Genomic DNA, 2,017 nt, shown 5'->3' on the forward strand with positions numbered 1-2,017 from the left:
CAGGGCCTTGAATCCTGGCCGGAACCGATAACTTATGGTCGGTCATTCCCCGGTAAACCAGGCCGTTTATCGAACCCGACTTCAATCCATGCCGTGCTAATTCTTCATAGATCGTTGGCAAATTCCTGTTCAAGTGACTTCCGTTCAAATGTATCAGCGCATCGGTCAAAACCGGATGAATTCCGTGTCCGAGTACTTCCATCGGTCCGGTCCCGTAATTGATTATTTTCTTGCTGTCCGCGGAATACCAAGTCAGGCCCGGCACATGGTGAACATCCGGATATTTTCCGGTAAGCAGCGAGCTGTCAATGGTGACGGACATCGTGGGGAAAGAACTGACCAGATCTTTATAATATTGACCGTGATCGGTCAGGAATTTAAGCGCAGGAAGCTCATGTTCTCTTATGCCTTTGTCAATTGACTGAGACATTAAAGAGTCTACCACCAGTAATATGACTTTCTTCGTTTTAAGTTCACCAGCCGATTTAATCCGCATTAAATCCTGTTCTTCGGGTTTCGGGTTTTGGCATCCGATAATCAGGCTGACTATAAGCAACGCCGGCAAAATCCGATTCCACTTTTTTCGCACAACAGCTCACCTACTTTATATACATTTAGATGCGGATATCGCCATGTTATTCAAGTTATTTTAATAGCTTATACATAAATTTGATTTCTAATCATACTTGGATTTTTAGTAGGTCAGAGGAGGGGAGCAGACTATCGGAGATGAATAATAGGTAAAAAAAATCCCGCCATAAGTTACTGACGGGACAATCATTTCAGCTAGAACGGCAAAGAGGACAGTCATGGTCCGGTATGGTTGCGCTGTATTTCACCGCAATTCCCTCAACCTTTATTCACTGATCCTCAGTTCTGCTGTTTCCTTCGCTGCAGCAAGCGTAGCCCTTCCACCTATCGGTAAAGTGATCAGCGGCGAGGTGTGTCCAAAATTCACATCGGCGATGACCGGCAGCTGCTGCAGCTCCTTTATACTCCTAATGATCGTGCACAGTAATTCCGGCGTTATCCGCGATGCCCTTTGAAATCTGCCGATTACCAGTCCTTTAACCTGCTCAAAACCCGGCTGATGAATCAGGGATTGCAGATCCCGGTCAAAGGTCTCCGGACCCGATTCAAAGTCATCCTCCAGAAACAGAATCGCATCCTTAAGGCTCGGCATAAACTCCGTACCCTGCAGCAAATTCAGTGTACACAGATTCCCCCCGATAATAACGCCTTCCGCTGCTCCTGAGTGGATCGTATATGGGCCGGCGTTAGGCTCAAAGATACGATTATCCTGATTTCGAAACCATTCATCGTCACTCCATTGGTCAGAAGGCCGCACAAGGATCTCCTCATCCTTCATCATCAATTGGGTAAAGTGCTGGATCGTATACTCATTCCCGTACCGCATGGCTAATGTCGAAAAATGAGGACCCGAATACGTAATCAGCCCGGTACGGGTGTATATCGCACTTCCCAGCGCTGTAATGTCGGAGTATCCGCAGAGACGTTTGGGATTAGCGGCGATCAGCTCATAATCAAGCTCCCGCAGCAGCTGGTTGCAGTTGTGGCCCCCCAGGGTCGTCAGTATCCCCTTAACCTTAGGGTCGCGGAAAGCCTCATGAATATCCTCTACTCTGGAGCTAACAGAAGATGATGAGAACACGTCCAATTCATAAGCATGCTTGGCAAAAGAAACGGTGAACCCGAGTCCCTCCAGCAGCCCTTTGGATGCCTCAATTTGTTCAGGGGCTATGATCCCCAGACTATTGGATGGGGAGATGATGCGGATTTCGTCTCCGGCCTTCAGTTTAGCTGCTTTCATAACTTTTACTCCTCTCGCTTCTCAACGTACGTACTCGCTCCAATATTTGCTCAGTTATTTCATTAACGCTCCATGTGCCGTCGATGGAACAATCGGAGGATGGCAGAACCACTCTAAGCATTTCGAGATAAGCCCTGCGTCCTCCTTTCAGATACCCGATCATTTCACTTGCCAGATTTAGTCTCA

The 2,017-nt window shown here is 47.6% G+C and carries 2 protein-coding genes and 1 pseudogene; all 3 read right to left on the reverse strand.

Annotated features, from left to right (window positions below; genetic code table 11):
• Nucleotides 1-430 (reverse strand): alkaline phosphatase family protein (locus AQR02_RS13040; RefSeq protein WP_342447451.1); only part of this gene is annotated, 430 nt, incomplete at its 3' end.
• 426 nt (nt 431-856) lie between these two features.
• A complete protein-coding gene (locus tag AQR02_RS13045) occupies nt 857-1,831 on the reverse strand; it encodes a S66 family peptidase (protein WP_054940868.1) in 975 nt (324 codons plus the stop codon).
• Nucleotides 1,818-2,017: pseudogene (locus tag AQR02_RS33085) on the reverse strand (hypothetical protein); the annotation flags it as partial. The pseudogene AQR02_RS33085 and the gene AQR02_RS13045, both read right to left, overlap by 14 nt.

Source organism: Paenibacillus ihuae (assembly GCF_001368795.1).
Lineage (GTDB): Bacteria > Bacillota > Bacilli > Paenibacillales > Paenibacillaceae > Paenibacillus_AQ > Paenibacillus_AQ ihuae.

What these genes read in the sequence shown, in the direction of transcription:
- AQR02_RS13045 (WP_054940868.1), bottom strand. Translation starts at nt 1,831, where the DNA reads ATGAAAGCAGCTAAACTGAAGGCCGGAGACGAAATCCGCATCATCTCC.